General features: G+C 63.1%; 25 protein-coding genes. 10 read left to right on the forward strand and 15 right to left on the reverse strand.

Annotated elements, in window-relative coordinates; genetic code table 11:
• Positions 1–68 precede the first annotated feature (68 nt).
• The 4 genes from KI241_RS10380 to KI241_RS10395 all read right to left on the reverse strand — a co-directional run bounded on the left by KI241_RS10380 (position 69) and on the right by KI241_RS10395 (position 4,880).
• Positions 69–707 carry a response regulator gene (locus tag KI241_RS10380; RefSeq protein ID WP_212803654.1) on the reverse strand — a complete coding sequence of 213 codons (639 nt, stop codon included), beginning with the start codon at positions 705–707 and terminating at the stop codon, positions 69–71.
• The gene (locus tag KI241_RS10385) at positions 694–1,752 is read right to left on the reverse strand and encodes a HAMP domain-containing sensor histidine kinase (protein ID WP_047735605.1); all 1,059 of its coding nucleotides are present in this window, start codon (positions 1,750–1,752) and stop codon (positions 694–696) included. The genes KI241_RS10380 and KI241_RS10385 overlap by 14 nt, the downstream gene beginning before the upstream one ends.
• A gap of 70 nt (positions 1,753–1,822) precedes the next feature.
• Positions 1,823–3,127 carry a nitrate/sulfonate/bicarbonate ABC transporter ATP-binding protein gene (locus KI241_RS10390; RefSeq protein WP_212803655.1) on the reverse strand — a complete coding sequence of 435 codons (1,305 nt, stop codon included), beginning with the start codon at positions 3,125–3,127 and terminating at the stop codon, positions 1,823–1,825.
• 10 nt (positions 3,128–3,137) lie between these two features.
• Positions 3,138–4,880 carry an ABC transporter permease subunit gene (locus KI241_RS10395; protein WP_212803656.1) on the reverse strand — a complete coding sequence of 581 codons (1,743 nt, stop codon included), beginning with the start codon at positions 4,878–4,880 and terminating at the stop codon, positions 3,138–3,140.
• Positions 4,881–5,039: 159 nt separating this feature from the next.
• Here KI241_RS10395 and KI241_RS10400 point away from each other — a divergent pair, with 159 nt between their 5' ends.
• Complete coding sequence (locus KI241_RS10400) at positions 5,040–5,210, forward strand: hypothetical protein (protein WP_160310715.1); 171 nt, start codon at positions 5,040–5,042, stop codon at positions 5,208–5,210.
• 26 nt (positions 5,211–5,236) lie between these two features.
• On the opposite strand, the gene KI241_RS10405 is transcribed toward KI241_RS10400, so the two are convergent.
• Genes KI241_RS10405 through KI241_RS10445 form a run of 9 tightly spaced genes read right to left on the reverse strand, consistent with a single transcriptional unit; the run spans position 5,237 to position 13,941 of the window.
• Positions 5,237–6,310: a chemotaxis response regulator protein-glutamate methylesterase gene (locus KI241_RS10405; RefSeq protein WP_042730621.1), complete on the reverse strand. Its 1,074-nt coding sequence runs from the start codon at positions 6,308–6,310 to the stop codon at positions 5,237–5,239.
• 2 nt (positions 6,311–6,312) lie between these two features.
• Positions 6,313–6,810, reverse strand: a complete 498-nt coding sequence (gene cheD, locus KI241_RS10410; protein ID WP_080922096.1) for a chemoreceptor glutamine deamidase CheD — start codon at positions 6,808–6,810, stop codon at positions 6,313–6,315.
• Positions 6,807–7,643, reverse strand: a complete 837-nt coding sequence (locus KI241_RS10415; protein WP_042730623.1) for a protein-glutamate O-methyltransferase CheR — start codon at positions 7,641–7,643, stop codon at positions 6,807–6,809. The genes cheD and KI241_RS10415 overlap by 4 nt, the downstream gene beginning before the upstream one ends.
• Positions 7,640–8,176: a chemotaxis protein CheW gene (locus KI241_RS10420; protein ID WP_212803657.1), complete on the reverse strand. Its 537-nt coding sequence runs from the start codon at positions 8,174–8,176 to the stop codon at positions 7,640–7,642. The genes KI241_RS10415 and KI241_RS10420 overlap by 4 nt, the downstream gene beginning before the upstream one ends.
• Before the next feature lie 39 nt (positions 8,177–8,215).
• On the reverse strand, positions 8,216–9,874 hold the full coding sequence (locus KI241_RS10425; RefSeq protein WP_212803658.1) for a methyl-accepting chemotaxis protein: 1,659 nt from the start codon (positions 9,872–9,874) through the stop codon (positions 8,216–8,218).
• 33 nt (positions 9,875–9,907) lie between these two features.
• Positions 9,908–12,004, reverse strand: coding sequence for a chemotaxis protein CheA (locus tag KI241_RS10430; RefSeq protein WP_042730630.1), 2,097 nt, complete (start codon positions 12,002–12,004; stop codon positions 9,908–9,910).
• 39 nt (positions 12,005–12,043) lie between these two features.
• The gene (locus KI241_RS10435) at positions 12,044–12,328 is read right to left on the reverse strand and encodes an STAS domain-containing protein (RefSeq protein WP_042730626.1); all 285 of its coding nucleotides are present in this window, start codon (positions 12,326–12,328) and stop codon (positions 12,044–12,046) included.
• 15 nt (positions 12,329–12,343) lie between these two features.
• A complete protein-coding gene (locus KI241_RS10440) occupies positions 12,344–12,712 on the reverse strand; it encodes a response regulator (protein ID WP_042730627.1) in 369 nt (122 codons plus the stop codon).
• Positions 12,713–12,723: 11 nt separating this feature from the next.
• Positions 12,724–13,941: a methyl-accepting chemotaxis protein gene (locus KI241_RS10445; RefSeq protein WP_042730628.1), complete on the reverse strand. Its 1,218-nt coding sequence runs from the start codon at positions 13,939–13,941 to the stop codon at positions 12,724–12,726.
• Between the two features lie 396 nt (positions 13,942–14,337).
• Between KI241_RS10445 and KI241_RS10450 the strand changes: the two genes are divergently transcribed.
• Both KI241_RS10450 and KI241_RS10455 read left to right on the forward strand, forming a co-directional pair.
• Positions 14,338–15,687, forward strand: a complete 1,350-nt coding sequence (locus KI241_RS10450) for an MATE family efflux transporter (protein WP_123578826.1) — start codon at positions 14,338–14,340, stop codon at positions 15,685–15,687.
• Between the two features lie 67 nt (positions 15,688–15,754).
• Positions 15,755–16,420, forward strand: coding sequence for an HAD family hydrolase (locus KI241_RS10455; protein ID WP_042732876.1), 666 nt, complete (start codon positions 15,755–15,757; stop codon positions 16,418–16,420).
• Positions 16,421–16,435: 15 nt separating this feature from the next.
• Here KI241_RS10455 and KI241_RS10460 read toward each other — a convergent pair whose 3' ends face one another.
• Complete coding sequence (locus KI241_RS10460; RefSeq protein WP_042732875.1) at positions 16,436–17,326, reverse strand: LysR family transcriptional regulator; 891 nt, start codon at positions 17,324–17,326, stop codon at positions 16,436–16,438.
• A 167-nt stretch (positions 17,327–17,493) separates the two neighbouring features.
• Here KI241_RS10460 and KI241_RS10465 point away from each other — a divergent pair, with 167 nt between their 5' ends.
• The 4 genes from KI241_RS10465 (at position 17,494) to KI241_RS10480 (ending at position 22,724) form a co-directional block, all read left to right on the forward strand.
• On the forward strand, positions 17,494–18,576 hold the full coding sequence (locus KI241_RS10465; protein WP_123578827.1) for a 4-oxalomesaconate tautomerase: 1,083 nt from the start codon (positions 17,494–17,496) through the stop codon (positions 18,574–18,576).
• 44 nt (positions 18,577–18,620) lie between these two features.
• Entirely contained in the window at positions 18,621–19,946 is a 1,326-nt protein-coding gene (dctA, locus tag KI241_RS10470; protein ID WP_212803659.1) for a C4-dicarboxylate transporter DctA, read from the forward strand.
• 131 nt (positions 19,947–20,077) lie between these two features.
• Positions 20,078–21,382, forward strand: a complete 1,305-nt coding sequence (locus KI241_RS10475; RefSeq protein ID WP_047735584.1) for a citrate:proton symporter — start codon at positions 20,078–20,080, stop codon at positions 21,380–21,382.
• 88 nt (positions 21,383–21,470) lie between these two features.
• Positions 21,471–22,724 carry an OprD family porin gene (locus KI241_RS10480; RefSeq protein WP_042728866.1) on the forward strand — a complete coding sequence of 418 codons (1,254 nt, stop codon included), beginning with the start codon at positions 21,471–21,473 and terminating at the stop codon, positions 22,722–22,724.
• A gap of 42 nt (positions 22,725–22,766) precedes the next feature.
• Here KI241_RS10480 and KI241_RS10485 read toward each other — a convergent pair whose 3' ends face one another.
• On the reverse strand, positions 22,767–23,378 hold the full coding sequence (locus tag KI241_RS10485; RefSeq protein WP_234407960.1) for a TetR/AcrR family transcriptional regulator: 612 nt from the start codon (positions 23,376–23,378) through the stop codon (positions 22,767–22,769).
• Positions 23,379–23,487: 109 nt separating this feature from the next.
• On the opposite strand from KI241_RS10485, the gene KI241_RS10490 reads away from it, so the two are divergent.
• The 3 genes from KI241_RS10490 (at position 23,488) to KI241_RS10500 (ending at position 25,646) form a co-directional block, all read left to right on the forward strand.
• The gene (locus KI241_RS10490) at positions 23,488–24,492 is read left to right on the forward strand and encodes a hypothetical protein (RefSeq protein WP_042728865.1); all 1,005 of its coding nucleotides are present in this window, start codon (positions 23,488–23,490) and stop codon (positions 24,490–24,492) included.
• Between the two features lie 156 nt (positions 24,493–24,648).
• Positions 24,649–24,864 (forward strand): hypothetical protein, encoded by a 216-nt coding sequence (locus KI241_RS10495; protein ID WP_202595564.1) that lies wholly within the window; start codon positions 24,649–24,651, stop codon positions 24,862–24,864.
• Positions 24,831–25,646 (forward strand): hypothetical protein, encoded by an 816-nt coding sequence (locus KI241_RS10500; RefSeq protein WP_237614131.1) that lies wholly within the window; start codon positions 24,831–24,833, stop codon positions 25,644–25,646. The genes KI241_RS10495 and KI241_RS10500 overlap by 34 nt, the downstream gene beginning before the upstream one ends.
• Positions 25,647–25,718 lie beyond the last annotated feature (72 nt).

The following is a 25,718-nucleotide window of genomic DNA, read 5'->3' on the forward strand; positions in this document are numbered from 1 at the left end:
TGGGTCCTTGAGGTGGTCTGCAACGCCCGTGAGCAGGGCGAAAGGCATGATAGCCGCGACAGGTGCGGCTAGCGATCCACGTCCTTGAGTTTTTCCGACATTTTGACCAGGGTTGCCAACGAATCCGCATTCATCTTGCGCATCAGGGCGCCACGCCGCACTTTCACGGTCACCTCGCTCACGCCCAGCCGGGCGGCCACCTGCTTGTTCAACAAACCTGATACCACCAACGCCATGACCTCGCGTTCCCCGTCATTCAGGGTGCCATGGCGGCGCCTGAGTTCGTCCAAGGTCGCCGCCGTCTGGCGTCGTAGCTGATCACGGTCCAGCCCCAGGCTGATCGCGTCGAGCAGGTCCTGCTCGCGAAAGGGCTTGGTCAGGAACTCCAGCGCGCCAGCCTTCATGGCTTTGACCGACATCGGGATGTCGCCGTGGGCGGTGATGAAGATCACCGGGACCAGGATGTTCAAACGGGCCATGTCTTGCTGGAAATCCAGCCCGCTCACGCCCGGCATGCGCACGTCGAGGACCAGGCAGGCCGGTGCGTCCGGCAACCGGGCTTGCATGAACTCGCGGGCCGAGCCGAAGGCCATGCTTGCCAGGCCCACCGAGGCCAGCAGGTCTTGCAGCGAAGCACGCACCGAGCTGTCGTCGTCGACGATGTAGACCATCGGTTCGGCGGTGTCGTGGGCGTCAGTTCTGCTCATCGGGCTCCCGTGTCACGGCAGGCAGGGTGAAATGAAAGGTCGCGCCTGATTGCGGGTTGCTGGCGACCCAGATCCGTCCGTCATGGGCCTCGATGATGGAGCGACTGATGGCCAGGCCCATCCCCATGCCGTCCGGCTTGGTGCTGTAGAAAGCGTCGAACACCCGTTCGTGGTCGTTGCCGGCGAGGCCCTTGCCCTGGTCGGACACGGAAAAATGCAGTTGCCCCGCTTCCAGCCCGGCACGAACGTCGAGGGTCCGGCGATCGTCGTCATCGACCTGGCGCAGGGCGTCGATGGCGTTCATTGCCAGGTTCAGGAGCACTTGCTGGATCTGCACCTCGTCCACCAGCATCGGCGGCAGTCCTTCCTGGATCTGCACGCGCAAATGGATGTTCTGCTCATTCAACTCGCCGGCCAACAGCCGCAGCGCGGCGTTCACCGTGTCGGCCACGTTCAACCACTGCTTGGTCGGCGCCTGGTGACGGGCCATGCCGCGCAACCGGGCAATGATGTCACTGGCCCGATGGGTGTCGGCGAGGATGCGTTCCACGGCTTGTCGGGCCTTGGGCAGGTTGGGCGGGTCATTGGCCATCCAGCGCAGGCACGCGCTGCTGCTGTTGGCGACGGCGGCCAGTGGCTGGTTCACTTCGTGGGCGATGGAGGCCGCCAGTTCGCCGAGCATGTTCACGCGGGCAATGTGCGCCAGGTGCGCTCGGGTCCGATGCACGGTGCCGATGGCGGCCGACAGGCGCAGCGCCAGGTAGGTCGTGCCGGCGATGGCCGCGAGGCTGATCAGCACGTTGATCAGGCCGGCTTCCGAGTCACCGAAGCGGGTGTATCGGTAGCTTAAGATCGTCAGCACCATGCAGGCGACTGACACGCCTGCCACCGCCCGCGCCGGCAGGAGCCTCACGGCGATCAGCACCACCACGATCTGGAACACGCCCACCGCGATTTCCAGGTCGGTGACGGTGTCTATCGCGGCGATGCCGAGCGCCAGGCCCAGCAACAGCAGCAAGCGAAGCGTCAGCTGGGTTCTTCTCATTAACGGTTCATCCCACGGTTGTGTCGGCTGCCAAGGCTTCAGTGACGCAGTGTATACCGCCCAAAACGCTTCAGGAGGGGTTGTCCAGGCTGAACTGGTCGGCCACTTCATCGTAGGCGAACAGCTCGGCGTAGCGTCCCCATTGGGTGACACAGTCCAGGGTATGGACGGCGTCGTGCTCGGACATGAAGTCCTCCAACTGGTCACGGAAGCGCCGGGCCGGTGCGGTACGGGTGGGCCGGTCATCCAGCACCCGGCGCACGTGCCCCGCCAGCGGCACATACCGGAGCAGGTGCTGGGCGAACAATTGCTTGCGCTCATCGACGGTCGAGTCTGCATAGCGGTGCCCGGCCGGCAGCAGGGTGATGTGGCCGTCGTGCATGTTGGCGAAGCGCATCAGTTGCAGCACCTCGGCCACCGGGAAAAGATCGCTGGCGTTGTAGCGCAACGCCTTGGCCAGTTCACGCAAATCCGCCTGGCCGTCGTAAGGGTGATCCTGGACCGCCTCCATCAACCCGGCCAACGCGTTGGTGGAAATCGACGGCAGGACCATGCCCACTCCGCTGCCCGCAAACACGTCCCGGCGCGCGGAACCTGTCGCGCCGCCGCCGGCCATTTGCACGTAGATGTGCTCGACCAGCGCCTGGAAGGCCGGGTCGCTGCGGTTGCGTGGTTGGCTGAGGTCCACGTTGATGTGCGTCATCACCCGCCCCGGGTTGGAGGAAAAGATCAGGATCCGATCACACATCAGCACCGCTTCTTCGATGTTGTGGGTGACCATCAGTATCGATTTGATCGGCATGCGCCTTTCCCGCCACAGGTCCAGCAGGTCGGTGCGCAGGGTCTCAGCCGTCAGCACGTCCAGGGCGGAAAACGGCTCGTCCATCAACAGCACATCCGGCGCCACCACCAATGCACGCGCCAGGCCGACGCGCTGGCGCATGCCGCCTGACAGCTCTTTTGGGAAAGCGCTTTCGAACCCGTCGAGGCCAATCAGGTCGATGGCGGCCAGGGCCCGGCGCCGTCGCTCAGGGGCCGCCACGTGCAAGGCTTCGAGGCCGATCTCGACGTTTTGCAACACCGTCAGCCAGGGGAACAGGGCAAAGCTTTGGAACACCATGCGCACCGAACTCGCATCCCCTTGCGCATCCGCCGGGAAGTCGACCACGCCCGCGGTGGGGGCAATCAACCCGGCGATGGCGCGCAGCAAGGTCGACTTCCCGGACCCCGAGCGCCCCAGCAGGCCGACGATCTCCCCTTCGTCCAGGCGCAGGCAGACGTCGTCCAGCACCAGTCGCTCGGCACTGCCTGCCGTACCGTATACGTGCCCCAGTTGCCGCACATCGACGAGGCAACGTTTGTCGATCACATGCATTGCTCTCTCCTCAATCAATTCGAAGCCGGCGTTCGGCGTAGCCGTACAAGGGGCGCCACAGCAGCCGGTTGAAACCCACCACGAACATCGCCATGACCGACACCCCCAGGGCCACGCGCTGCAAATCCCCCGCCGAGGTGGCCAGGGCGATGAACGACCCCAGGCCCGAGGCATACAGGTGCTCATGACCCCAGGACACGGCTTCGGCGACGATGCTGGCGTTCCAGGATCCGCCTGCCGCCGTCAAGGCGCCGGTGACGTAGTAGGGGAATACCCCCGGCAGCGCGACCTGACGCCACCATTGCCAACCGCGCACCTGGAAGCTGCGCGCCGCTTCCCGCAGGTCGGTCGGCAAGGCGCTGGCGCCGGCGATCACGTTGAACAGGATGTACCACTGCGTGCCCAGGACCATCAGCGGCGACAGCCAGACATTGGGGTTGAGCTTCAGGGCAACAATGGCGACCACCGCGAACGGGAACAGCACGTTGGCCGGGAACGCCGCCAGCAACTGTGCGATGGGTTGCAAGCGCTCGGCCCAGCGCGGGTTCAGGCCGATCCAGACGCCGATGGGCACCCAGACCACGCTGGCAAGCACGATGAGTACGGCGACGCGCAACAGGGTCGCCAGGCCCAGGCCGAAGACCTCGATCACGTCGCCCAGGCCCAGGGTGCTGCCAATGAAGCGCGACAGTTGCACCGCGCCGACCAGGCAAGCGACCGCCACCAGGCTCCTCCAGGCCAGGTCGACCAGGCGGTTGAAGCGGGCGCCGGTGTGGAAGCGGAGGCGGCGGGCAAACCGCGCAAGCCTGTCCAGTGGCAACGCAGCCATGAGGTCTTCCAGCACGAGCAACACCCACGGCACCAGTCGGGTCGCGCGCAGCAGGTCGTAGACCCTGGAGCGTGGGCGTTTTTGCGAGGCGGTCTGTTCGAAGCGAAAGCGGTCCGCCCAGGCGACGATGGGGCGGAAGAACAGCAGGTCATAGAGGATGATCACCCCGGCCATGGCGAATACCGCCCAGGCGATGGCCACGGTGTTTTTCTGCGCGATCGCCAAGGCCAGCCATGAGCCGATACCCGGCAAGCTGACGGTGGTGTCTCCGACGGTGATGGCTTCGGACGCGACCACGAAAAACCAGCCGCCGGACATGGACATCATCATGTTCCACACCAGGCCAGGCGTGGCGAAAGGCAACTCGAGCCTGACAAAGCGTTGCCAGGGTGAAAGCGCGAACTGCCGGCTGACTTCCTGGAGGTCGTGGGGCACGGTTCTCAGCGACTGATAGACGCTGAACGTCATGTTCCAGACCTGGCTGGTGAAGATGGCAAAGATCGCCGCGCATTCCACGCCCGTTTCCTTGCCCGGAAACAGGCCCATGAAGAACACCACGGTAAAGGTCAGGAAACCCAGCACCGGCACTGACTGAAGGATGTCCAGCGCCGGCAGGATAACGAGGGCCGCCTTGCGGCTCTTGGCGGCCAACGTGGCGACGACCAGGGAAAAGACCAGCGAGGCGAAGAGGGCGATGAACATGCGCAGGGTGGTGCGCAAGGTGTAGGCCGGCAGGTGGCTCAGGTCCAGGGACAACGGCGATGAAACCAGGGCGCCGAGAGGCTGGTTCATCTGTTCGACGCCATAGAAAATGAACGCCGCCAGCAAGGCGATGAGGCTGAGCAGGGTGACGTCGGCCCACCAGGATGCGTGCTCGTTGTCGTTCAGGGAGGGCAATGCGGGGGCACGGAATGAAGAGCGCATCGAGCACCTCGTTCAGGGTGTCGGTATTGACGTGCGCTGAGGTTAAGGCGGGGCCCGGGCGATGACCACTGAGATTAAGGGCGCGAAACGATACCTTGGTATAGCCGTGGCGAAGGCCTGCGTTCTGATCCGGTTTTTTTGCCGGCAGGTGGCCCTGTCATGCAACGGCAGGCCCACGCCAGAATAGGGCAGGCACGCGGTGCCCAATTCACACGTTCATTGGTTGCAATTCTTTCAGGAGGGCTCATGGCGAAGATGGCGATGTTCTTGGGTGGTTTTTTGGCACTGACCTTGTTGATCGGTGTGCTTGCGACGATTTCGCCGGTGTGAGCCGGCGAGGGTAAGGGCTGCCGTGGCTAGCGGTGCAGGATCACCTGGGCGATATCCTGCAAGCCGATGATGCGCTGGGCGGCGTTGAGCTTGATGGCTTCCTTGGGCATGCCGAAGACCACGCAACTGGCTTCGTCCTGGGCCACGGTGCTGCTGCCGGCGTCGAGCATTTCCTTCAGGCCGCGGGCGCCGTCGTCGCCCATGCCGGTCATGATCACGCCGGTGGCGTTGCGTCCGGCGAACTTGGCCACGGAGCGAAACAACACGTCCACCGACGGCCGGTGACGGTTGACCAGCGGGCCGTCCACCACCTGCACGTGATAGAACGCGCCGCTGCGGGTCACCATCATGTGTTTGCCGCCCGGAGCGATCAACGCCAGGCCCGGGTGGATGCGGTCGTTGTTGCGCGCCTCGCGCACTTCGATCTGGCACAGGCTGTTGAGCCGGGCGGCGAACGAAGCGGTGAACTTTTCCGGCATGTGCTGGACGATCACGATGCCCGGGCACACGCGAGGCAGGGCGGTGAGCACCGCTTCCAGGGCCTGGGTGCCGCCGGTGGAGGTGCCGAGGGCGACGATGCGCTCGGTGGTCTGCGCCATGGCGTGGCCATTGGCGGCGGGCAGCATGGCGTCGGCCGTGAGTTTTGTGGCGGGCGTTAGTGCGACCGGGGCGGCGCGCTTGCCCAGGTTGCGTACATTGACCTGGGCGGCGGCGCGGATCGCCGCCACCAGTTCCGGTGCCGATTCCAGCAGGAAATTCTTCAGGCCGGTGGTGGGCTTGGTGATGATTTCCACTGCCCCGGCGGCCATCGCCTGCAAGGTGGTTTCCGCGCCCCTGGGGGTCAGGGACGAGCAGATCACCACGGGCGTGGGGCGTTCGCTCATGATTTTCTTGAGGAAGGTGATGCCGTCCATGCGTGGCATTTCCACGTCCAGTACGATCACATCGGGCCACTCACGGGCCAGTTTGTCCATGGCAAAAATCGGGTCGGACGCGGCGCCCATGACGTGGATATCCGGGGTGTCGCTGAGGATCGCCAGCAACACCTGGCGGACCACGGCCGAGTCATCCACCAGCAGTACATTGATCTTTTTTGACATGGTTAATGCCGAGTCCTTATCGGTTGGTGCCTGACCCACACATCGCCATTGCACAGGTCGAAGATGATGCTTCGGTAGCCGGTGCTGCCCATGTCCTGGGCAATCAGGTCGAGGCGGTAGAGGGCGGTCATTTCCAGGGCGGCGTTGATGTTCAGCCGTGCCACATCACCGTAGGGAATGTGGCGTTGCAGTTCGGGGAACATCTCGCCGCCGCCGAACAGCTTCAGTTGGTAGTCTTCGGGGTCGGTCCGGTGGGCCCGCGCCTGGCGAATGAACAGCTCGATGGCCTCGTCGGCGTACAGGCCGTTGAGGGCCGTGGAGCAGCGTGAGCGGCTGGGCAACATGAAATGGCACATGGCGCCGATTTTGCGTACGGGGTGCCACAGGGTGATTGCCACGCAGGAACCGAGGATCGTGCGCAGCCGGGTCGGGCAGGTGGCGAAGCGGAATTCCCCCGGCGCCAGGTACACCTCCTGCACTTCCCTCATCAAGGCGCTCATGGCTTGCGATAGATCGAGGGGGCCACCAGTTTCAACGCATCGGACACGCCGTTGAGGCTTTCCGAATGGCTGATGATGAAGTAGCCGCCGGGCTTGAGTCGGGGAATCAGGCGGGCGACGACCTTGCTCTTGGTGGCTTGATCGAAATAGATCATGACGTTGCGCAGGAAGATCACGTCGAACTCTCCCAGGTCGGGCAACGTGTCGTTGAGGTTGACCTGGATGAAGTGGACCCGGCTGCGCAACGTCCTGTCGATGAGGAACGTGCCTTGCTGGCTGCCGGTGCCCTTGAGGCAATATTTCACCAGCAGTGGATGGGGCAGGGTGCGTGCCCGTTCCATCGGGTAATGCCCGGAACGGGCCTTGGCCAGTACTTGGCTGCTGATGTCCGAACCGATGACTTCCCAAGGCGTGGTCCCCAGCCCTTCGGCCAGGGTCATCGCCAGGCTGTAGGGTTCTTCTCCCGACGAACTGGCGGCGCTCCACAGGCGGAACGTCTTGCCCGGCGTGGCGTTGGGCAGCACCTGCTGGCGCAGGAAGTCGAAATGCTTGGGCTCGCGGAAGAAGTAGGTTTCGTTGGTGGTGAGCAGGTCCAGCGCCACCTGCAATTCATCGGTGCGCTGGCCGTTCATGATCAGCTTGAAATAGTCGCCGTAGCTGTCCAGCTCATAATGCTTGAGGCGCTTGAACAGGCGCCCGGCGACCAGGGCTTTCTTGGCCTCGGACAGGTTGATGCCAGCGGCCTGGTACAACCAGGACTGGAACTGGCTGAACTCCCGATCGCTGAGGGCCACTGAATTCACGGTGCGTTCCTTGCAACTGTCGACGTTCACGGGGCCTCGACTTCCAGCGCGGTCGGGCTGGCTTCGGCGAGTTGCGACATTTCGTCGATGGACAGCACGCGCCCTACCTCCAGCACGATGACGAACTTGCCATTGACCTTGGCCATGCCGCTGATGAAGTCGGCGCGGATCTTCGCCCCGAAGCTGGGTGGCGGTTCGATCTGCGACGACGGGACTTCCAGGACGGCCGACACCGTGTCCACCAGCAGGCCGATGTCCTGGGCGTGGCCGTCCTCGGTGTTGGCCTCGATGATCACCACGCACGAGCGCCGGGTGATCGTCGAGTTCTGCCGGCTGAACCGCGCCGACAGGTCCACCACCGGCACGACCGCGCCGCGCAGGTTGATCACCCCGCGCACGAAAGCCGGCATCATCGGCACGACCGTGAGGTTGCCGTACTCGATGATTTCCTTGATGCACAGGATGCCGATGGCGAACATCTCCGTGCCGAGCATGAATGTCAGGTACTGCGCTTCTTCCTCGACCGCGGCGGCGGTCTGACGTGTCGTAGCGATGGCGCCCATGCCTGTATCTCCTTTAAGCGAGCTTGTGAAAACCGACCGTCAGAACCGGGTGAATTCGGATTCGTCCGGAGCGCTCGCCATGCTGTAGGCAAAGGCCTTGGGCAGGGCGGGCACGGCGGCGCGCGCCGGTTTGCGGCTGGACGGGCCCGGGGTGTTGTCGACTTTCAGCGGCTGGCTGGCCGACTTGGGCGGCGTGTCCAGGGTGAAGAAGCTCATGGCCTGCTGCAGTTGTTCGGCCTGGCTACTCATCTCCTCGGCGGTGGCGGCCAGCTCTTCGCTGCTGGACGCGTTCTGTTGGGTCACCTGGTTGAGTTGGGTCATGGCGGTGTTGATCTGCGCCACGCCAGCGGCTTGTTCCTCGGAGGCCGCGCTGATTTCCTGCACCAGGTCCGAGGTCTTGTTGATGGACGGGACCATCTCGTTGAGCAAGTGCCCGGCAGTCTCGGCCATGTCGACGCTGCTGGAGGACAGCTCGCCGATTTCCTGGGCCGCCACCTGGCTGCGTTCGGCCAGTTTGCGCACCTCGGCGGCGACGACGGCAAAGCCCTTGCCGTGTTCGCCGGCGCGAGCGGCTTCGATGGCGGCGTTGAGGGCCAGCAGGTTGGTCTGGTAGGCAATGTCGTCGATGATGCTGATGCGCTGGGCGATTTTCTTCATCGCCACCACGGTCTGCTGCACCGAGTCGCCGCCTTCGGTGGCTTCCTTGGCGGCCTTGCTGGCCATGCCATCGGTGACCTTGGCGTTCTCGGTGTTCTGGTTGATGCTGGCGCTCATCTGTTCGATGGACGCGCTGGTTTCCTCGACGCTGGCCGCTTGTTCGCTGGTGGCCTGGCTCATGGATTGGGCCGTGGCACTGACCTCTTCGGAGGCGCTGGCCAGGTTGTCCGCCGCGTTGCGCACTTCACCGATGATATGGGAGAGCTTGCCCACCATGTTCTGCATGGCGTTGAGCACCATGCCGGTTTCGTCCTTGGAGCCGGCTTCGATTTTCGCGTTCAGGTTGCCTTCGGCCAGTTGTTCGGCCACCGATGCGGCTTGCTTCAGGGGGCGGGAAATGATCCGCGAGATGAACAGCGCCAGGCCCAGGCCGGTCAGCAGGGCAGCCGCCAGCACGACAATGATCGACAGGCGCGATTTCTCGAACAGCGCGGTGCCGCGTTCGCTGGCCGCCCCGGCACCGGTGTCATTGAGGTCCACCAGTTTCTGCAGGTCGGCGGTCACCAAATCGAAGCGACGCTTGGACTCGCCCCGCAGCAGGGCATGGGCTTGGTCCGACAGGTTCTGCCGGGACAGTGCCATCAGGTCCTTGCTGACCGCCAGGTAAGCGACCCAGTCAGAGCGGGTGGTCTCGAACAGCTGGCGGTCTTCGGCGTTGGAGAGCAGTTTTTCGTATGTCGCCAGACGGGTCTCGAAGGCCTTTTTGGATTCTTCGGCTTCCTGTTCGACGGTGTTGCGTTCCTGCTCGGAATCGGCGGTGATGTGACGGTTTTCCTTGAGGCGATAGTTCGCCGCGAAGAACCGCATGCCCGAAGCGGCGCGCATCGACGGCATCCAGTTGTCGCGGATCTCCTGGGTGGTGCCGTTCACCTCGCCCAGCTGGATGATCGAGAACACACCCATGGCAGCGGTCAGGGCCAGCACCATCAGAAATGACGTGATCAGTTTGGTGGCGATTCTAAGATCGTAGAACCATTTCATCGGGAAGTACCTCTCCATGGAATTGCTAAAGCGTCAGCGAGCAGTGGCTTGTTGAAATTGAGTGGTGTAGCGGTTTTCTATCTGGGCGATCTGGGTCAGCAGCGCGGGAATGTCGAGAATCAACGCCACGGCGCCGCTGCCCAGGATGGTCGAGCCGCTGATGCCGCGCAGGGCGCCGAACAGCTTGCCCAAGGGCTTGATGACGGTCTGGAATTCACCCAGCAGGTCATCCACCACCAGCCCGGCCTTGAGTTCGGCGTAGCGCACCACCACCACGTTCTGCCGGCGCGAAGCCGGGCCTTCGTGGTTGAAGTGGTCGCGCAGGTAGACCAGCGGCAGGACTTCACCGCGCAGGTCCAGGTAACCCTGCTCGCGGCTGGCGATCCCGTCGTCCTCGCTCAGTTCGACGCACTCCTGGACCATGTCCAGCGGGATGACGTAGGTGGACTGGTCGATGCCCACCAGAAAGCCGTTGATGATTGCCAGGGTCAGCGGCAGGCGGATGCGCACCACGGTGCCTTGGCCTGGCTGGCTGTCCAGGTCGACGGTGCCGCGCAGCAGGGTGATGTTGCGCTTGACCACGTCCATGCCCACGCCCCGTCCCGACAGGCTGGTAACGGCCTGGGCGGTGGAGAAGCCCGGTTCGAAGATCAGGTTGTAGATCTCCTGGTCGGTGGGGTTGGCGCCGGGGGACACCAGCCCGCGTTCCTGGGCTTTTTCCAGGATTCGGTCGCGGTTCAGGCCTGCACCGTCGTCGGCGATTTCCAGCACGATGTTGCCCGAGTCGTGGTAGGCGTTGAGGTGCAAGTGCCCCTTGGCCGGCTTGCCGGCCGCCAACCGCGCCTCGGCGGTTTCGATGCCGTGGTCCATGGCGTTGCGCAACAGGTGCATGAGCGGGTCGCCGATCTTTTCCACCACGGTCTTGTCCAGCTCGGTTTCGGCGCCGTTGATGATCAGGTCGATGTCCTTGCCCAGTTCCTGGCTGACGTCGCGCACCACCCGGCGGAAGCGGTTGAAGGTCTCGCCAATGGGGATCATGCGCAGGCGCAGGGCACCGTCGAGGATCTCCTCCACCAGGGCGGACACGCTGGAGGTGGATTCCTGCAACGGTGCGTTATGGCAGGTGCGCGCCAGCAGGCTTGCGCCGGCGCTGGCGATGACCAGTTCGCCCACCAGGTTGATCAACTCGTCCAGCTTGTCGGCGTTGACCCGCACATAGGCGCCGTCCTTGGCCTTGTTGTCGGTTGTCGTCGGTTGTTTGTCGAGGGCGACCCGGGAGGCCGTCCGCGGGGTCTTGCGCTGGTCCGGCAACAGCTCGCCGGTGGTGACCAGCGCGGTGTTTTCCTCGGGCTGTTCCGGCTGGGTCGTGACCAGGCCGGTATTCGCCGCAGGCGCGGCATCTTCAAGGGCGATGATTTCGATGACGCAATCTTCGCGGACAAAATCGAAGACTTCGTTGATCGCCTGATGGCTGGCCGCCGAGCTGAATTCGATGTCGAAGCCCAGGTAGCAGGATTCGGCGTCCCAGGCTTCGATGGCGGGCAGGGCGTCCGTCAGGGTGCTGATCTCGACGACTTCACCGAGGGTTTGCAGATAACGCAGGAACGACAGCGGGTCCATGCCATTGCGAAATACCTCCTGGCCGAAGCGCAGGGAAATGTGCCAGAGGCGCAGTTCGCCGGGGGCGTGCGCGGCGCTGCTGCTGGCTGCCGTGGGTGTGTCGGTGGAGGGAGGCGCCTGGTATTCCTGCAGCACCTGGCACAGCTCCATCTCGCGTTTCAACGCTGGGGGCGTCAGTGTCCCGCCCTGGTTGGCCACCACGTTGATCAGCTCCAGCATGTGATCGCTGGACTTGAGCAACACGGCGATCAGGCCGGTGTCCACCTCGACGCTGCCATTGCGCAGGCGATCGAGCACGTCTTCGACGATGTGGGTGAAGCTGACGATCGGTTCCAGGCCAAACAGCCCGGCCGAGCCCTTGATGGTGTGGGCTGCGCGAAAGATCGCGCCGATGGCGTCATCGTCGCCCGGGTTGGTTTCCAGTTGCAGCAACGACTCTTCCATCGCCTGCAACTGTTCCCGTGCCTCGACGATGAAGGTCTGTTGTGCCTGATCGAGATTGATGCTCACGCTCATATCCTTTGTCGTGTCGGGCCGCAATGCAGGGGCCTAGGCCGGCAGGTTGCACAGCTCGAGTGTTTCGGTGACGGCTTTGCTGCGACCGGTGAGGGTCAGGTGGGTGCCGGCCTTGGGCGCCTCGCGCAGCACCATCAGCAGCAGTTGCAGACCGGCGCCGTCCATTTCAGTGACCTGTGACAGATCCACCTCCATGCGCGGCGTGGCCCCCAGGTGGGGCAGCCACTGTGCGGACAGGTCGGCGGCGGTGTAGATCGTCAGCTCACCGTCGATCTGCACCTGCGCGGTGTCATCGACGGTTTCGTACAACAACGGCATTGCAGCCTCCGGCCCTCAGGGCAGAATCAGTTTGGACACCGCCGCCAGCATCTGCGCCGGTTGGAACGGCTTGACCACCCAGGCCTTGGCCCCGGCCGCCTGGCCTTCCTGCTTCTTCGATTCCTGGGACTCGGTGGTCAGCATGATGATCGGCGTGAACTTGTAGCTGGCCAGCTTCTTGACCTCCTTGACGAAGGTGATGCCGTCCATGTTCGGCATGTTCACGTCGCTGATGATCAGGTGGACTTTCTGACCGGTCAGCTTGCCCAGCGCGTCCTTGCCATCGCTGGCCTCGATCACGTCGTAGCCGGCACTTTTCAACGCGATGCCGACAACCTGCCGAACGCTCGCCGAGTCGTCGACAACCAATACACTTTTAGCCATGAACGGCTCTCCTAGAAGAAGGTTATTTCCTGTGAAGCTTGCTGCACGCTCGAGTCGCCGTGGTGGTTGCGGCGTTGCTCGTCGGTGGCATAAGTGGTTTCCATGCGCGCCAGCCATTGGCGGGCATCGATGGCGACGGCTTGGTCGGGCGACTGGCTGGCCTGCTGCAAGTGCACATGCAGGTCTTCGATGTTGTCGCGCACGTGGCTGAGGATCTGGCTGACCCGATCCTGGAATTGCAGGCTGACCAGCACTTCGGTGAGTTCGTCGCGGATCCCGAAGCTTTCCTGTTGCAGCAGCTCGGCCGAATCGGCCAGGCGCCCGGTCACGCTCTTGAAGCGCTCCAGCACGCGCTGGATGCTTTGCTCGGAGGCGCTGACCGAATGACTGTCCTGGTCTGCGCCGCTGGAGGCGGCCTGGACCAGTTGGGTAATGGCGGTGTTGATGATGTCGACCTTGGCCGACATCTGCTGGCCGGTCTCGCTGGACTTGCTCGACAGGCTGCGCACGGCGTCGGCCACCACCGCAAAACCACGCCCGGCTTCACCGGCACGGGCGGCTTCGATGGCGGCGTTGAGGGCCAGCAGGTTGGTCTGGGCGGCAATCGCCGCGACGTCGGCGGCCATGGTCCGCAGCTCGCCAGTGTAGGCGGTCAGGTTGCGCACCTGGGCCAGGGTTTCATCGCGGCTGGTCTGGGCTGTTCTCAAGATGTCGATGAGCTGGACCAGCTCGCTTTCACTTTGGGCGAGCACCTGCACGGCACCGCCGCTGCCACTGCCGGCCAGTTCGCCGGCGGCTTGCTGCGAGGCTTGCACGGTGTCTTCCAGGCGGGAGGAGATACCGGTGAAGCGGCTGGTCAGCGAGACGATCGCGGTTTCGGTCTGCTGCCGGGAGCTCTCCACTTGCTTGGCCCAGATCGGCATGGCGCCCAGGACCACTTCGTTGAGTTGCGTGTTGGAGTGGTGGGAGCGCTGCTCGCTGGCGTGCCGTTCATGCTGGGCAGTGGCCGCGGCGAATGCACGGTCGAACTGCCGGCGCTGCGTCCGCGCGCCCCACACGCCCGCGGCAATACCCAAGGCCAGGATCACCGCGCTCAACGCAATGTTCTGCCCGCTCAGGCCATTGAGCAGCAGCACGCCGATGCTTGCGACGGCGGCCACGAGCACGGGGTTCCAGAGCAGGCGTGGTTGGATAGAGGTAAAGGAATGACCGTGTGAATACGACGTCATGGTTCGGTCCTTGAACAGTGTTGCTACAGGTTATTGGCGAATAACTGGTTATCTGCGACCCCTGGTCAGACTTGAAGACCAGTCGTCCGATTCCGACCGCTGTAGGCAATGACCTACGCAGCGCGTGGCACTGTGCTATCTCAGACTAGACGCTGTCTCCCAATTGTCGAGTCGGACCGACGAAGCCATTTGTGCACGCGATCCCCTGTGGCGAGGGGATTTATCCCCGATGGGCTGCGAAGCGGCCCCACACCTGACGACTCGGTACGAGAGATGTATTGATTTCAGCTTGTCAGGGTCGCTTCGCAACCCAACGGGGATAAATCCCCTCGCCACAAGTGCCGATTGCGCTAAATTACCTGGCATTGGATTTTGAACCTGCCCTCATGAGTTCCCATGCTGCCAACCCCGCCCCTCTGGAAAACCTACCTGCTGTTCCTGGCCCCCATGGTCCTGTCCAACTTCCTGCAATCGATGTCCGGCACGTTCAACAGCATCTACATCGGCCAGATGCTGGGCACCCAGTCCCTGGCGGCGGTGTCGGGGATGTTCCCCATCGTGTTTTTCTTCATTGCGCTGGTGATTGGCCTGGGTGCGGGGGCAGGGGTGCTGATCGGGCAGGCCTATGGCGCTGGCGAAACCGGAACGGTCAAGGCGGTGGCCGGTTCGACACTGCTGCTGGGGGCGATCATCGGGCTGGTGGCGGCGGTGCTTGGCAGTGTTTTCGCGCGCCAGGCGTTACAGGGGTTGGGGACTCCGGCGGATGTGCTGGACGATGCCGTTTCCTATGCCCGGGTGATGATGTGGCTGTTGCCGATCCTGCTGGTGTTCGTGCTGTTCACCCAGTTACTGCGCGGCGTGAGCGATACGCTGTCGCCACTGTTGGCGTTGCTGGTGTCCACTGGCGTCGGCCTGCTGTTGACCCCGGCGTTGATCCGCGGTTGGCTGGGGTTGCCACAGATGGGCATCCAGAGTGCGGCCCTGGCGGGCCTGGTGGGCACGGCCTCGGCCATGGTCATGCTGGCCTGGCGCCTGAACCGCCGTGAGCACCCTTTGGCGCCGGATCGCGCGTTGTTCGCGGCAATGCGCCTGGACCGCGAGATCCTCGGCAAAGTGTTGGGCATCGGTTTGCCCACCGGGTTGCAGATGGTGGTGATCTCGGTGTCGGAGCTGGTGATCCTGGCGCTGGTCAATCGCCACGGTTCCCAGGCCACGGCGGCGTATGGCGCGGTGACGCAGATCGTCAATTACGTGCAGTTCCCGGCGCTGTCGATCGCCATCACCGCGACGATCCTGGGCGCCCAGGCCATCGGCGCCGGTCGGCTGGAGCGGCTTGGGCCGATCCTGCGCACGGGGCTGCTGGTCAACGTCTGGCTCACCGGCGGGCTGGTGGTGCTGGGGTATCTGTTGTCCCATTGGCTGCTGGGGTTGTTCATCACCGATCCGGCGGCGCGGGTCCAGGCCGAACACCTGTTGCACATCATGCTTTGGAGTTTGCTGGTGTTCGGCTTCCAGGCGGTGGTCGGCGGCATCATGCGCGCCAGCGGCACGGTGCTGGTGCCCGTGGCGATCTCGATCTTCTGCATCGTCGGGGTGGAGGTGCCGGTGGCTTACCTGCTGGACGCACACTTCGGCCTGCAAGGCGTATGGATGGCATTTCCGGTGGCTTACCTGAGCATGCTGTTGCTGCAAACGGTGTACTACAAGCGGGTCTGGCAGCATCAGCGAATCGAGCGGCTGGTATAGCCCAGGCAACCCAAGGCCCCCACAAGGGCGGCGCTTTTTTTTGCAGTTTGATAACCCAAGGATTCCCATGTCTGTACAGCACTCATCCACGGCCTACCGCGCATTCCTTTTCGACATGGATGGCACGCTGCTCAATTCTATTGCCGCCGCCGAGCGGATCTGGACCCGCTGGGCCCAACGTCACGGTGTGGACGTGGCCACGTTCCTGCCGACGATCCATGGGGTGCGCGCCGTCGACACCATCGCCCGCCAGCACCTGCCGGGCGTGGACGCGGCGGCCGAGGCCGAGCAGATCACCCGGGAGGAAATCGAGGACGTCGAGGGCGTGGTGCCCGTGCCCGGTGCGCTGGCGTTCCTGCAAAGCCTGCCGCCGGCGCAATGGGCAATCGTCACTTCGGCGCCCATGGCGTTGGCCTTGCGCCGCATGGAAGCGGCCGGGATACCGCGTCCGGCGGTGATGGTCACCGCCGAAGACGTAAGCGATGGCAAGCCCGACCCCACCTGCTACCGACTGGCCGCAGAACGGCTCCAGGTGAAGCCAGGGGAGTGCCTGGTGTTCGAGGACGCCGAGGCCGGCATTCGCGCGGGCGAGGCGGCGGGAGCGAACGTGATGGTGGTGACGGCGACCCATACGCACCCGATGGACACTGTCCACGGGCAGATCCGCGACTATCGCGGGCTGGGCGTTCTCCTGGAGGACAACGGATCGATGCGCCTGAGCACCACCCCATAACCCACAGAGGCAGGATCATCGTTCCCATTGTTCGAGCAGGATCGAGACGAATTTTTCCGCCGCCGGTGACAGCGATGCTCCCCGTCGATACACCAGCCCCAGCGACCGGTTCACCACCGGTTCGATCAGCGGGACACTGACCAGCGTGGGGTGATCCTCGGCCGGCATCGCCAGGCTCGGCATGGCCGAGACGCCGAGCCCGGCCTCCACCAGGCCCAGCGATGTCGACAGGTGCTGGACCTCATAGAACCACTGCGGGCGCCAGCTCAAGCCCGATAGCGCGTGGTCCAGCAGCATCCGGTTGCCGCTGAGGCGACCGACACCGATAAGGCGGTAATGACTCAGTTCCGACCAGGTCACCGCGCTGCGCTTGGCCAATTCATGATCGCGGCGGCACGCCAGGACAAAGGGCTCGTTGACCAATGGCACGAACTCTATGTCGGGGTGCTGGCCGCTCATCATGTTGATGCCGAAATCGGCTTCGCCCCGCAGGACCGCCTCCAGCCCTTCGTTGGCGCTGAGATCCAGCAGGCGGATGCGGATCTGCGGATAGCGTTCGTTGTAGAGACGGATGACCGAGGGCAGGAAGTAGAAGGCCGCGGTCGGGATGCAGGCGAGGGTAACCCGGCCACTCTGCCGCTCGGCGAGTTCGCGGATGTTGAGGATCGAGTCGTCGAAATCATCCAGCAAGCGCCGGGCCTTGGGCAAAAAGTCCCGGCCCACGCTGGTGAGGCTGACCCGTCTTGTGGTGCGGTCGAGCAGGGCGGTGCCCAATCCTTCCTCGAGTTTTTTCATCCGGCGGCTTAACGCCGGCTGGGACAGGTGCAACGCATCGGCGGCTTCATGAAAGCTTCCCAGTTCGGCGATTTTTACGAAAGAACGAATGTCGTTGAGTTCATATTGCATCGTTTTGTCCCGCTGAAAAGAACTTGTTCGCGCGTGGGAGAATCGCCAGTAGTCATGCATGAAATGAAATAATGGCGCTGATATTTGCATTGGAAACAATTTTTAAAGGCTGCGACTCTTGCAATCAAGACATCAATTGCTCCGATTGATCAACAAGAGTCTGTGTTATGCAACGAATTCCCTGTGTGCTGATGCGCGGTGGTACCTCCAAGGGCCCGGTGTTCCTTGCCTGGGATCTGCCCGTGGCGATCGAAGAACGTGACGAGCTGCTGCTCAATCTGATGGGCTCCGGCCACGAGCTGGAGATCGACGGTATCGGCGGTGGCAGCCCGCAAACCAGCAAGGTCGCCATCGTCAGCCCCTCGCTTCACCCTGACGCCGATGTCGATTACCTGTTCGTCCAGGTGATGGTCTCCCAGCGGCGGGTCGACACGGCGCCCAACTGCGGCAACATGCTGTGCGCCGTCGGCCCGTTTGCTGTGGAGCAGGGGTTGGTGAAGGCGTCTCAGGAGCGTACCCAAGTGCGCATTCGCAACCTCAACACCGGCACGTTCGTGAACGCCGAAGTGCTGACCCCCGGCGGGAAAGTCAGCTACGAAGGCGACACCGCCATCGACGGCGTCCCTGGCACGGCTGCGCCGGTGCAGCTGACGTTCCTCGATGCGGCGGGCAGCAAGACCGGTAAGTTGTTCCCGACCGGAAACAAACAGGACGTGATCGACGGTATCCCCGTGACCTGCATCGACATGGCCATGCCGATGATGATTGTCGAAGCGGGCCAATTGGGTAAGCGCGGCGACGAAAGCCCGGCAGAACTGGATGCCGACAAGGAGTTCCTGCGCCGCCTGGAGTCCCTGCGCCTGCAAGCGGGTCTGGCGATGGGTCTGGGTGATGTCAGTGACAAGGTCATCCCCAAGCCGGTGCTGGTCTCGCCGGCCAAGGCGGGCGGCACCGTCCAGGTGCGCTACTTCATGCCACACAACTGCCATCGGGCGCTGGCGATCACGGGCTCCATTGGCCTGGCCACCGCTTGCGTCACCGAGGGCAGCGTGGTTGCGCAGTTGCTCGGCGAGGCCCGCGAGCCGCGCTTGAAGCACGTGCGCATTGAACACCCCAGTGGCGGTATCGACGTTGTATTGTCCTACACCGGCGCCCGGGGTGAGACGATTCGTGCCTCGGTGGTGCGGACGTCACGCAGGCTGTTTTCCGGTTATGTCTACGCCACGGCGCCTCAACGACTCGTCGGATAGCTTCCCCGATCGTTGCCGTTTCCTGCATCAGCACAATTCTAAAAATGGGTGATGCCATGAAAGTTGTAAAATCGCTCTACTTCCAGATTCTGCTCGCCGTGCTGTTGGGTGTGCTGGTCGGACATTTCTGGTCGCAGCAGGCGATCGCCCTGAAGCCGCTGGGGGATGCCTTCATCAAGTTGATCAAGATGATGATCGCGCCCGTGGTGTTCTGCACGATCGTCACCGGCATCGCCGGCATGAGCGATAAACGCTCCCTGGGTCGCTTGTTGAGCAAGACCATGCTGCTGTTCCTGGGTCTGACCGTGATCAGCCTGATCATCGGCCTGGTGGCGGTGTACCTGTTCAAGCCCGGCGTGGGCATGAACATCGACCCGACCCAACTGAGCACCAAGGGTCTGTCGCAGTACACCGATTCCGCTGCGAAGCTGGGCGTCGTCGAGTTTTTCATGCACATCATTCCCGACACGTTCCTCGGCGCCTTCAACAAGGGTGAAGTGCTGCCGGTGCTGTTCATCGCGGTGCTCTCGGGTTTTGCCTTGTCGGCCATCGGCGAGCGCGGCAAGCCGGTACTGGACGTGCTGGAATCCGCCTCGCACATGGTGTTCAAGATTTTTTCCTACCTGATGCGCTTCGCCCCGATAGGTGCCTTCGGCGCGCTGGCGTTCACCGTTGGCCAATACGGCATCACCTCGCTGGGTTCCCTGGCCAAGCTGATCATGACGCTGTACATCGCCTGTGCGTTCTTCGTCATCGTGGTGCTGGGGGGCATCTGCCGCGCCCACGGGTTCACTCTCTGGAAACTGCTGCGCTACTTGCGCGAAGAATTCCTGGTGGTGCTCGGGACATCTTCCACCGAACCGGTCATGCCGCGGATGCTGGAAAAACTGCAGGCGCTGGGGTGCAAGAAAGGCGTGGTGGGCCTGGTGCTGCCAACCGGGTACTCGTTCAACCTCGACGGCACGGCGATTTACCTGTCCCTGGCGGCGGTGTTCATTGCCCAGGCCTGCAACATCGACCTCACGCTCGGGCAGACCGTGACGATGCTCGCGATCATGCTGTTGTCCTCCAAGGGCGCGGCCGGCGTGACCGGTTCCGGTTTCGTCGCCCTGGCGTCGACCCTGACGGTGATCCACGACATTCCCTTGGCGGGCCTGGCCTTGCTGATCGGCATCGATCGCTTCATGTCGGAAGCCCGGGCTTTGACCAGCCTGGCCAGCAACGCGGTCGCCACGGTGGTCATCTCCATCAGCGAAAACGCCTGCGATCGCGACCGGTTGCTTCGCACGCTGGACGGTAAGCCGGGAGCCTCGGTCGGCCAGGTCCAGGCTCACACCTGGGAACAGCCGAAGGTCACCAAACCCGTCTAGCCGTTTCCGCTAGCCCTTCACCCTGCCTCATAAAACTTCCGCCAGGCGCCGTTCATCGTGCCGCCTGGCGGGTTAGGGGCCGTGCGCCTTGGCGTCGGCCACGCTACTCATAAGAACAAGAGATCAAACCTATGCTCGCATTGCTTGGCTTGGCCATGGTGGTCGTCTTCACCGTTTTGATCATGACCAAACGGCTGTCACCGATTGTCGCCCTGACCGTGGTGCCCATCGTTTTCGCTGTCCTGGGTGGGTTTGGCGGCACCACCGGCAAGATGATGCTCGACGGCCTGAAAATGGTCGCTCCGTCGGCGGCGCTGCTGCTGTTCGCGATTCTGTTCTTCGGCCTGATGATCGACGCCGGACTGTTCGATCCGCTGATCCGCAAGATCCTCAAGCGGGTCAACGGCGACCCGATGAAAATTGCCGTCGGCACTGCGCTGCTGTCGTTGATGGTGGCCCTGGACGGCGATGGCACCACCACCTACATGATCACCTGCGCGGCCATGCTGCCGCTCTACAAGCGCATCGGGATGAACCCGATGATCCTGGCGACCATTGCCATGCTGTCGCTGAGCATCATGAGCGGCATGACGCCCTGGGGTGGGCCTGCCACCCGCGCGATTGCAGCGCTGGGTCTGGATGCCGGCGAATACTTCGTGCCCTTGCTGCCCACCATGATCGGCGGAGCGATGTGGGTGGTCTTCACCGCATTCCTGCTGGGGCGCGCCGAGCGCAAACGCATCGGCAATATCCAGTTGGAGAGCGGCGGCGGTAACTGCTACATCAAGGCGATCCTCGAGGACACTCCTTACAAGCGCCCGAAATTGGCCTACGTCAACCTGCTGCTGGTCATCGCGGTGATGGTGGCGTTGGTGATGGGGATCATGCATTCGGCGATCCTGTTCCTGATCGGCTTCGTGCTGACGCTGATGATCAACTACCCGCAGCTGGATATTCAGAAAGAACGCATCCTGGCCCATTCGGGCAATGCCATGACCGTGGTGCTGCTGGTGTTTGCGGCAGGCATCTTCGCCGGCATCTTCTCCGGCACCAAGATGGTCGATTCCCTGGCACAAACCCTGGTCGACTGGATCCCACCGTCCTGGGGTCACCTGTTCCCGCTGGTGGTGGCGATTACCAGCATGCCGTTGACCTTTGTGCTGTCCAACGACGCCTATTACTTCGGTGTGGTGCCGATCCTGGCGAATGCGGCGGCGGCCTATGGCATCGATCCGGTGGAAATCGCCCGGGCCTCGATCCTCGGTCAACCGGTGCACCTGATGAGCCCGCTGGTGGCGTCGACCCTGTTGTTGGTCGGTATGGTCGACCGCGACATCGGCGACTTCCAGAAAGCCACCGTCAAGTGGGCCGTGCTGACCTCGCTGGTCATTACCGCGCTGGCCCTGCTGACCGGAGCGATCAGCCTCTTCACCTGATTCACCCAACCTCCTGTGTTTCCCACGCGCCTGCCCGGGCAGGCGCGCGCTGTCCTGCACCCCAAATAACAACAATGAGTAGTGAACCATGAGCACTTTGCATACCCAACGGGCGTTGTTTTCCCTTCTTGGCCTGTTGCCGCTGGCGAGCGCCAGCGCCGAAGGATTGATCGATGACAGCAAGCTCAAGCTGCAATTGCGCAACGTCTATTTCAATGAAAATTTTCGCGACGAGCATGGCATGAGCGCGCGCGCGGCGAGGACGGCGAAAAGCGAGCGAACCGAATGGGCCCAGGGGTTTTTGCTGGACTACCAGTCAGGGTTCACCCCTGGCACCCTCGGGGTGGGTGTTGATGCTTTGGGGCTGCTCGGGGTCAAGCTGGATTCCGGTCGCGGCCGCAGCGGCACCGGCTTGTTGCCCGTGCATGACGATGGCCGCGCGGCTGACGAATTCGCCAGCCTCGGCCTGACGGCCAAAGCGCGCCTGGCCAAGACCACGATCAAGTACGGCACGCTGTTGCCGAAGACGCCAGTGCTGATCTACAACGATGCGCGCCTGTTGCCGCAGACCTACCGGGGCACCCAGGTCAGCAGCGTCGACATCCAGGACCTGACGCTCACTGGCGGCTACCTGGATCGATTCAAGTTGCGTGATTCCAGCGACAGCATGCCGATCGTCCCCGACGGCTATAGCGGCGACAAATCGGGCGACTTCAGCTACGCCGGCGCCGAATACAAGCTCGGGAAGAACGTTCGCCTGAGTTACTTCTACGGTGAGCTGGAAAACTTCTACCGACAGCACTTCGCCGGGATCCAGCACGACCTGCCCTTGGGGTGCGGTGTGCTGACCAGCGACCTGCGCTATTTCAACAGTGTCGACAGCGGTTCTGCCTACGGCGGCAAGATCGACAACACGATGCTGAGCGGGCAATTGTCCTATGCGATCGCAGGCCATACCGTGGGCGGCGGCTACCAGGTGCTCAATGGCGATGCCGGCCTGCCATACATCAGCGGTGCCACGGTCTATTCGTTCAGCAACGCAGGCATCGGGAAGTTCATCGAAGAGGATGAAAAGACCTGGATGCTCAACTACGGCTACAACTTCGCCGCCCTCGGCGTCCCTGGCCTGACCTTTTCGACACGCTACCTGAGTGGCAACGACGGCCAGTCCGACACGGCGATCAAAGAGTGGGAACGAGACGCCGAACTGGCTTATGTCGTGCAGCAAGGTACGTTCAAAGGCCTGGGCGTGCGGTTGCGCAATTACGTCTACCACGCCGACTACGCCCGTGGACGAGACAGCAACCGGATCTACTTCACCTACGACATTGCACTCTGGTGAATGCGTTGCGGCCCGCGACGCCGGCGGGCCGTGATTACGCTGTCATTCGGCCTCCCGCAACGCCCCTCGGATAAGCGAAGCGAATGCCTGCGTCACGTCATCCTTGTCATGCCGTCCTCGTACCAGGGCCCCCGCCAGCGCTTCGCCCGCGCCGACCAGCCCGGTGCAGCGACGCTCCAGCTCAACGGCTGACAGCGCGGCGTGGGGCTTGAGCACGCTCGTGAACATCTGCACGCAGTTATCCAGCAGCTCCTGGAAAACCGCTGCCTTTTCGTCGCTGCCTGCCAGCGCCGCGCCCACGGCATAAAATTCGTCAGTGTTGTCAGCCGCGCACTGGATGTAGGCACTGGCCAGCAGTTGGGCAGTGTCTTCCAGCGTCCGGGCGGAACCGGCCATGGCGTCACGGAATGCATTGACCCGTTCGGTATCGATCCATTTATAGAGTTCGATCAGCAGGAGCGAACGGGTACTGAAATGATCGTAGACCACCGGTTTCGACACCCCCGCACGCACCGCCAGATGCCCCAGGGTCAGGCGGTCGGCGCCTTCCTCGCGCACGATCAGTAAGGCGGTATCCAGCAACTGTCGCCGTCGTTCGGCCTTCGAAAGCCGGCGGGTGGAAGACGTGGCCGGGGGCTCGATGTCTGTTTGCACTTCGTCGCTCCAGGTGAAAAAACCTACCAATGGTAGGTGGTGAGGTGTAAGGTCATGGTTGTTCGCCTACCAATGGTAGGTTTGGTTCCCAACGCTAGGAGAACATACCATGTCTATTGATCCTATTCTGTTTATGGGCGGCTCTGGCGCCATCGGCCATCATTCTGCCCAAGCACTGCGCGCGGCCCATCCCGGCGTACCGCTGCTGATCGGAGGGCGCGACCTGGGCAGGGCCCAGCGGGCCGCAGAGCAGATCGGCGGGGCCCAGGGCGTGCTGATCGACGCTGCTGCGGATGACCTGGGACTCGGCGATCGTCCCGTGAGCGCGGTCGTGGTGTTCTACATGGATCATGCCCTTGCGGGGTTGCGCTTCGCCCAGCAACGGGGTGTGCCGCACCTGAGCATATCGTCCGGCATCTTCGAGATCGCCCCGGAAATAGCCACCTACATGCACAGGCCTGATGCCGCGCCCATCGTCCTCGGATACGAGTGGATGGCCGGCGCCACGACAGTGTCGACCTTGAGTGTCGCCAAGGGGTTCAGCCGCGTACGCGACATCAGGATCAGCGCGTTGATCGATGAGCAGGACACTGGCGGCCCGACGGTGGCAACCGACTTCGAACACTTGAACAGGATGCTGCCAGCCGCACTGACACGGCGCGAAGGGGTGTACGTCTGGCGTGAAGGCGAAAAGGCCAAGGCGCGTTTTCAAGCGGTGGACGGCAGGGCGATCGACGGCAGCGGTTTTTCATCCATCGACGTCGTCGGTCTGGCGGCTGCCACGGGCGCAGCCGATGTGCAATTCAACATGGCCATCGGCACGAGTTCGACCCGGCACCAGGGCGGTCCGATGTCGACCGAAATCATCATCGAACTGGCGGGCGAGGATCAGCAGGGCAAGGCGCTGCGTACCCGGCATGCGCTCGTGCACCCGGCGGGCACTGCACCGCTGACTGGCCTCAGCGTGGCCTTGCTCCTGGAACGGCTGTTGGGGCTCGATGGGCAACCACCCACTGCGCCCGGCCTCTATTTCCCTTATCAACTGCTGGACGCCGTGACGTACCGGCAGCGCCTGGAGAAGGAGGGCGCAACGCTGCGAGAGTTGCCCTTGTAACGGCTGTCTGGGGACGGGGCAACCTGGAGACACCTTGAGGCCGCTTGCCGCCCCATGAAGCTGTCAGTGCTGCCTGATAGCGTGGGTTGGCGGCTAACGCTGCCCAGGGGCAATAGTACAGTTGGACTATTGCCGGACTGGGAGTGGTCTGGCCTGATGGAGCGCCCATCTCTCGACCTGAGGTCAGGACAAGGATATGGCAGCACGCCGGACATCGCCGATTTCGGCCAGGTGCCATTCTGGAGCGGCCAGCGCCTGGAACCCGTGCAAGGCTGGGTCTGGTCGCCGCATATCAGCACCGCACCAGACAAGGCATTCTCGGACCTGGAGTTGGCTGCTTGCACGCTGAACCCAACAAGGAAACGTTCTTGAAAAACTCACCCGCCAAACAATCTGATCTGGATGCTGCTCACTCCAAGCGTACCTCGACGGCATTGGTCTGCTTCGCCCTTGCCGTTTGCGGCGCGGGAATCCCTGGCCTCGTCATGGCTGATGCGACAGCGACGTCGACTGATTCATCTTCGGCCGCGTGTGTGAACGAAGCAGACTTTCGTGCCGGTACGGTGGTGGAGTCTGAAAGCCGTGACAACCTGTCGCCCGCGCTCAGCCGCAGCAAGACCGAGACGCTGGGGCCGCAAGCGTTTGCCGGGGTCACGCCGGTGGCTTCCTCACACACGTCATACCTGAACGGCGCGCCGTTCTTCTTGACGACGACATTTGCCGAAGTCAGGGACGGCCAGCTGATTCGCTATGGCGATCGGCATGGCGCGGGCGCCTCGCTGGTGACCACCACCTACCATCCCGCAGCCGCCGTGCCGATTGATCTGCAACCCGGGCAGACGGTCGACGTTCGCTACAAGAGCCAGGCAGTCAGTGCCGGCGCGACGGTTGAGTATGACGTCACGGAGCAACTGACCTACAGCGGCCGTGAGACCCTTACCACGGCACTCGGCACGTTCAACACCTGTAAGTTCACCAATCGGATTTCGGTGGGCTCGCGGGCGGGAGCACAACCCGCGCCGGTCGTCGTCCATAACTGGTTTCCTGCCGAGGGGCCTTATCGAGGACAATCGATCAGGGCTGTTACGCCCGCGGCCAATGGCGTGCCGGAGCGGATCACTGAAGTAGTAAAGATGCAGTATCGAGCGCAATGACTTTGGCTTGCCCCAAGGCTGAATTATCTAACGCTCGCTTCACTGGATTAACAACGCTATTCGCCACGATCG

It is taken from the genome of Pseudomonas sp. Cab53 (genome assembly GCF_018325965.1).
GTDB lineage: Bacteria > Pseudomonadota > Gammaproteobacteria > Pseudomonadales > Pseudomonadaceae > Aquipseudomonas > Aquipseudomonas chlororaphis_E.